At 55.2% G+C, this 5,735-nt stretch carries 6 protein-coding genes and 2 pseudogenes; 5 read left to right on the top strand and 3 right to left on the bottom strand.

Features of this window, described 5'->3' with window-relative positions:
* Nucleotides 1–290: pseudogene (locus K5905_RS26100) on the top strand (phosphoglycerate dehydrogenase); the annotation flags it as partial.
* A gap of 71 nt (nt 291–361) precedes the next feature.
* On the opposite strand, the pseudogene K5905_RS26095 reads toward K5905_RS26100, so the two are convergent.
* Together K5905_RS26095 and K5905_RS26090 are read right to left on the bottom strand one after the other, a co-directional pair.
* Nucleotides 362–996: pseudogene (locus K5905_RS26095) on the bottom strand (DUF1826 domain-containing protein).
* Nucleotides 993–2,198 carry a GTP-binding protein gene (locus tag K5905_RS26090; protein WP_297589643.1) on the bottom strand — a complete coding sequence of 402 codons (1,206 nt, stop codon included), beginning with the start codon at nt 2,196–2,198 and terminating at the stop codon, nt 993–995. Before K5905_RS26090 ends, K5905_RS26095 begins: the two are co-directional and overlap by 4 nt.
* 198 nt (nt 2,199–2,396) lie before the next feature.
* On the opposite strand from K5905_RS26090, the gene K5905_RS26085 reads away from it, so the two are divergent.
* The 4 genes from K5905_RS26085 (at nt 2,397) to K5905_RS26070 (ending at nt 5,222) form a co-directional block, all read left to right on the top strand.
* Nucleotides 2,397–3,008, top strand: a complete 612-nt coding sequence (locus K5905_RS26085) for a DUF4166 domain-containing protein (protein WP_297589640.1) — start codon at nt 2,397–2,399, stop codon at nt 3,006–3,008.
* Nucleotides 3,009–3,208: 200 nt separating this feature from the next.
* Complete coding sequence (locus K5905_RS26080; RefSeq protein ID WP_297589637.1) at nt 3,209–3,958, top strand: pyridoxine 5'-phosphate synthase; 750 nt, start codon at nt 3,209–3,211, stop codon at nt 3,956–3,958.
* The gene (locus tag K5905_RS26075; RefSeq protein WP_297589635.1) at nt 3,959–4,543 is read left to right on the top strand and encodes an HD family hydrolase; all 585 of its coding nucleotides are present in this window, start codon (nt 3,959–3,961) and stop codon (nt 4,541–4,543) included.
* A 55-nt stretch (nt 4,544–4,598) separates the two neighbouring features.
* Nucleotides 4,599–5,222, top strand: coding sequence for a LysE family translocator (locus tag K5905_RS26070; RefSeq protein WP_297589633.1), 624 nt, complete (start codon nt 4,599–4,601; stop codon nt 5,220–5,222).
* A gap of 289 nt (nt 5,223–5,511) precedes the next feature.
* On the opposite strand, the gene K5905_RS26065 is transcribed toward K5905_RS26070, so the two are convergent.
* Nucleotides 5,512–5,735, bottom strand: a 224-nt coding sequence (locus tag K5905_RS26065) for an Lrp/AsnC ligand binding domain-containing protein (protein WP_297589631.1), incomplete at its 5' end; no start/stop codon positions are given.

The following is a 5,735-nucleotide window of genomic DNA, read 5'->3' as shown; positions in this document are numbered from 1 at the left end:
TCGGCTCCACCCTCGGTGCGGTTTCCTTCCCGCAGGTGCAGTTGCCCAAAGGCACGGAGATGACCCGCTTCATCCAGGTGCATCACAACGCACCGGGCGCAATGCGCACCTTGAACGACCTCTTCAGCCGGCACGATCTCAACATCCACGCCCAATTCATGCAGTCTCATCAGGACATCGGTTACGTGGTGATGGATGTCGACAGCCCGGTTCAGGATCCCGTAAAGATCCTGGAGGAAATCCGGGACTTGCCAAACACGATCAGAGCGCGCCTTCTCAACCGGGTTTAAGCACCCTGAACGTAAGCGAAAACACGTTCCGGCCGCCAGCAAGCGACATGCGCTTTTGACGGCCGGGACAGTCAGAAATTGCTTTTCAGTGGATCAACCACAACCAGCAACCGGGTCTTGCCGCCTTCACCAATGGCAGGGGATCGGTGCAGCAAGCAGGTTCTTTCGCCCGATGGCCAGGTCGCTCCGCGGAATAGAGCGACGGAACCGGTTTGAATCGACTGGATCCGGCTGATATCCGATTGCTGATTTTCAGGCACATACTCCGTTCCAGTTCCCCTGTAGGTGCATAAGAGCCTCGCTGGAACCGCATCAAGATGAAACTTCGGGCACATCACCTGGCTTGCGATGTCAAAGCGTATCCGCACAACCTGGTGCCGAGTGCCTTTCCCGCCATACACGCAAGTGCTGCCGCATCCTCAACAAGCATGTTCCGCATCTTGGCAAACGGCATATTCGCCTGTTCGCAGGAGGCGAGAAGAACCTCTTCCACGGCATCCAGCGGCGTAACCGCCCGCAACGACGGAAGATTTTCAGCGGGCTGATTGTCCAGCCAGTCCTGGAACTCCGGCTCAGGCGTTCTCTGCCAGATTGCTGCAGCGACACCGGGGCGAGTGATATCAGCCAGAATATCCGGTTCTTTGCCGCCTAAAACATCTTGAGCTTTTAGCGCCCCGAAGGCATGGGGCTTCTGGACCACGTTCATGCTGCTTCCTCCGCCCGGCGCCAACGCGGAAAGGGATCCAGCAAATTCTGAAAGGAAGCCAGATCGTCGCCCTTGCTTTCAGCCAGCAGGCACTGGTCCAACCGTGCCTTGATTTCCGGCCAGTCGATGCCTGAGCCAATGAGCACCAGTTCCTGGCGACGATCACCAAACGGCTCGACCCAGTTCGATTTCGCATAGGTCTGCGCCCGCGGATCTTGAGGCCATCGGCTTTGCGGAACTGATGCCCACCAGGTTCCGATCGGACTGACACTGGAAAGAGCTCCGGCCAACGAGAACTTGGCCACCCAGTCCGGCCGAGTTGCAATCCAGAAATGACCTTTCGCCCGAATGACCCCCGGAAGTGGGCCGTTAAGCACCGCGTGAATTTTCAAAGGATCAAAGGGACGTCTTGCTCTGTAGACAAACGATACAACGCCATATTCCTCCGTTTCCGGAACATGGTCGGCAAATCCGTAAAGCTCTTTCGCCCAGAGCGGATGCTCATGAGCCTTCTGAAAATCGAATAGCCCCGTGTTCAGAATCTCCCTGGTTTCAATCTCGGAATAGTCCGTTTCCAGTATCCTGGCATCCGCGTTGAGGCTGCGAATGATTTTCCGTGCTGCGTCCACCTGGCCTTGACTGGCGGCCCCGACCTTGTTCAAGACAACGACATCGGCAAATTCGATCTGATCCGTCAGGAGATGAACCAGCGTCCGCTCATCTTCCTCGCCAAGCGTTTCGCCGCGGTCATGCAAAAAGTCGTGGCTTGAATAATCGCTCAAAAGATTGACCGCATCGACAACGGTCACCATCGTATCAAGCCGGGCAACGTCCGAAAGGCTCTCACCCAACTCATCGCAAAACTCGAACGTTGCCGCCACCGGCAGCGGTTCGGAGATTCCGGTGGATTCGATCAGCAGATACTCAAACCGGCCGTCTTCGGAAAGCCGGCGAACTTCCTTCACCAGGTCGTCGCGCAAGGTGCAGCAGATGCAACCATTCGACATTTCCACCAGGGTCTCGTCGGTCTGGCTGAGCTCGGCCCCGCCAGCCCGAACTAGATCAGCATCAATATTGATCTCCGACATGTCGTTCACGATGACGGCCACCTTCAGACCATCACGATTGTTCAGAATACGGTTTAAAAGAGTGGTCTTTCCTGCGCCGAGAAACCCGGACAGGACGGTGACTGGAAGACGCATATCAGACAATTTGAGCTCCTGATTTATGTAATGTTATTACGTTACATAAATCAGGTAACTTCCCGATTGCAACGGTTTTATGGCGGCTGTTCCAAGGTTCGTGAATTACAGGAATGTTTTTCAGCTTCAGTGAAATGAAACCAGTTGCTGCGACTATTTGCTGTATCGGGTGCGCGGGCCTGTCTGGGGGAATTCACATTGAATGAGATCACGGAAGCGACGCGGCATTTGTCAGTCACGACCGACCGGAGGGAAGATCCCTCCCCCATTCTCTTTCAAAAAGCGCTCGGGCTCGAATTCAATGCATTGCCAGCTCCGGTTCAATCTCTGCATACCGTGTTCGATCGCCGGACCTGGAAAGGCCGCGCCAGGATTTCCCGCGGCACCTCTATCCTTGGCAATCTGCTTTGCCGGTTTATCGGCTTCCCTCCCGAAAACGACGACACCCCCGTGACCGTGACAATCGAGCGTCGTGGTGACCGGGAAATCTGGCAGCGGCATTTCGGGGCAAAAAAGTTCAAATCGGTTCTGTCGCTGCGGGACAACGAACAGGCCGGACACATCCGGGAACGCTTTGGCCCATTACAGTTTGACATCGACCTTCGGCTTCATGAAAACAGACTGCATTTTCCGGTGAGCCGGGGAACCTTGTTCGGACTGCCCCTGCCCCGATGGCTTCTACCTGTCAGCGAAGCCACCGAGACTGCCCGAGACGGCAGATTTCACTTCGACGTAAAACTGTCGCTGCCTGGATTGGGGCTGCTTGTTCGATATCAGGGTTGGCTGGATGCTCCAGCGACGGAAATCTGAACGAGTTCTGGAGTGCATTTTCACCCTGGAAGGTTTTCCGGAAAACGAGGTCTTACTGCGAATGGCTCTTCCTGCCAAAAGCAGAACATTGTCTCTAGTGACAATTTCATGTTTGACTTCAATGACTTTAACAACAATCTTTAAATAGCTGTCAAAGCCCTTGAATCAAACTCTCAACCGCTTCAACCGGAATACAAGCCATGTCTGTCACCTCCCGCCTGTCAGTCAATGTCAATGCTGTTGCCATGCTACGCAATCGCCGTGACCTGCCCTGGCCGAGCGTTACGGGCCTTGCGGCAATTGCCATGGAAGCCGGAGCAAAGGGTGTTACGATTCATCCTCGCCCTGATGAGCGGCATATCCGCAAGACCGATGTTTTTGAGCTGGCAGAGTTGATCGAAGACCGCTTCCCGAACAAGGAGTTGTGCCTGGAAGGCTACCCATCTCCCGACTTCCTGAAACTGGTGGAAGAAGCCCGGCCGGAACAGGTTCTTTTCGTTCCGGACGACCCTGAGCAGACAACGTCGGACCACGGTTGGGATTTTTCGAAAGATACGGCAGCGCTGGAAACCGGCATCGCCGCCGCCAAAGAATGGGCAATCACTGTTTCTCTGTTCTGCGACCCTGACCAATCTCATCCGGAGCATGCGGCACGCCTGGGTGCAGAACGCATTGAAATCTATACCGGTCCCTATGGTGCCTGTTTCGACGATCCGGAAAGGGCTGCGAGAGAGCTCGAGCGCATTGCGCTTACAGCCGAGGCGGCACGCGAATGCGGATTGGGTGTGAATGCCGGACATGACCTCACGGTCGAGAATATCCCCGCCCTCATTGCAAGGGTGCCCTTTATCAGGGAAATGTCGATCGGTCACGGTTTCACCGCCGAGGCGCTGATCTACGGGTTCAAGGAAAGCGTTCAGCGTTTCCGCAAAGCCATGGGTGAAGTCTGAATGCCTGACGCATTGTCCCAACAGGTCGCATTTCTGCTGGAAGCCGACAAGCTCAAGGAAGTCATTCGCCTTAACCAGCTTTCAAGCGGAAGTCGCAGGGAAAGCACGGCGGAGCATTGCTGGCACGTCATTCTTCAGACCCTGACTTTCGCAGACCATGCACCGGATGGCACCGACATTCCCCACGTCATCAAGCTGCTGGCGATCCACGATCTGGTTGAAATCGACGCAGGCGATCATTGGGTGACCGAAGACAATTTCTCTGCCGTCAAGGCCAGGGAGCACGAGGCTGCAGAACGATTGTTTGCCCTGCTCCCCGACCATCAGTCGGCGGACTTCAAAGACCTCTGGCTGGAGTTCGAAGCCAACGAGACAGCTGAAGCCCGTTTTGCAAATGCCATGGATGCGCTGCATCCAATGGTGTTGGTCTTTGCCTCCGGTCTTGATGATCCCACCCACGAGCCGATTTCGGCAGCTGATTTGCGTGAAACCAAGGAATCCCGTCTTTCTCCCTTCCCCCGCCTCTGGGCCTATGCCCAGGGCCTATTGGATCAAGCCGTTCAGGCCGGTCGCCTGCTGCCTTGATCCTCTCCTCACCTGCCGACCTGTGCAGCCCCGCCCTGAATGAGGAAATTAAGTCATGTCGTTTGATCTCTGGCTCGTTTTCGTTGCCGTTTCCCTGTTACCTGCCATCAGTCCCGGCCCTGGCGTCATGCTGGCAATTTCCAACACTCTGCGCTTCGGCCGAAATGCCACACTCGCCTCTGCATCGGGCAATGCGGCCGGACTGGTAATCATCGGCTATGCAGTGGCTTTTGGGTTCGGCGCGCTTATGGCTACCTCCGCATTTGCCTTTACCGTTTTGAAATTCATCGGCGCCGCATATCTGATTTACCTCGGGCTGAAAGTCTGGCGTGACAAATCCAGTTTCGAAGTCACATCCGGAGCCTTGGCGACGCGCAAGAGCCCTTGGAAACTGTTTCTGGAAGCCTTTCTCGTCTCTGTTACCAATCCAAAGGCAATCCTTGTCATTACCGCCCTGTTCCCCCAGTTCATGCGTGCCCAGGGTATAGATCTGGTAGAGACGTCGATCCTCTCCTTCACCTATGCGGCGCTTTGTTATGCCAACCATGCGATGATCGCCTTTGCAGGCAATCATTTGCGCCGCTTTCTGACTTCGGCGCGGCGGATACGCTGGGTCCGGCGCGTCACTGGCGGTCTGTTTGTCGGTTTTGGTTCCGCCCTGGCAACGGCCAGCCGATAAACCGCAATTTCACGGTAACAAGAGCCAGGTCATACCCTCATAAAAAGACCGCACTGGCGCAGCAAACGGCGACGAGCTGCAAGAAAAGGTGCGAAAAGCGCGCCCCTGCCCGCTTGAGGACTTTGACGCAGCGGACCGAAGGCGTTTTTGCGTCCCTTCAAGATAGGGGGGAATTTGCCCGACAACTTTGTTGCTAAACCTTGAAAACCGCACGGTTTTCCGATGTTTAGCGCTGCCTATCCGAACAAATTCATTCCCACCAGCATGGCTTATTTTATGAGGGCATGACCTAGAATTGAAGTGGCGCGTTGTCCGTCACTTCTTTCATGACGAAAAACGTTCGTGTTTGCCGAACACCGGGAAGAGCTATCAGCTTCTCTCCGTGCAGCTTGTTGAAGTCGGCCATGTCGCGTGCCCGGATCTTCAGGAAATAATCGAAATCGCCAGCCACCAGGTGGCAATCGAGAATAAAATCCGCCTCGCGAATGACTGCTTCGAACTCTGCAAAGCTTT

It is taken from the genome of Roseibium sp., assembly GCF_025698965.1.
Lineage (GTDB): Bacteria > Pseudomonadota > Alphaproteobacteria > Rhizobiales > Stappiaceae > Roseibium.
The sequence above is the reverse complement of the archived record's forward strand: the minus strand, read 5'-3'. Positions and strand labels throughout refer to the sequence as shown.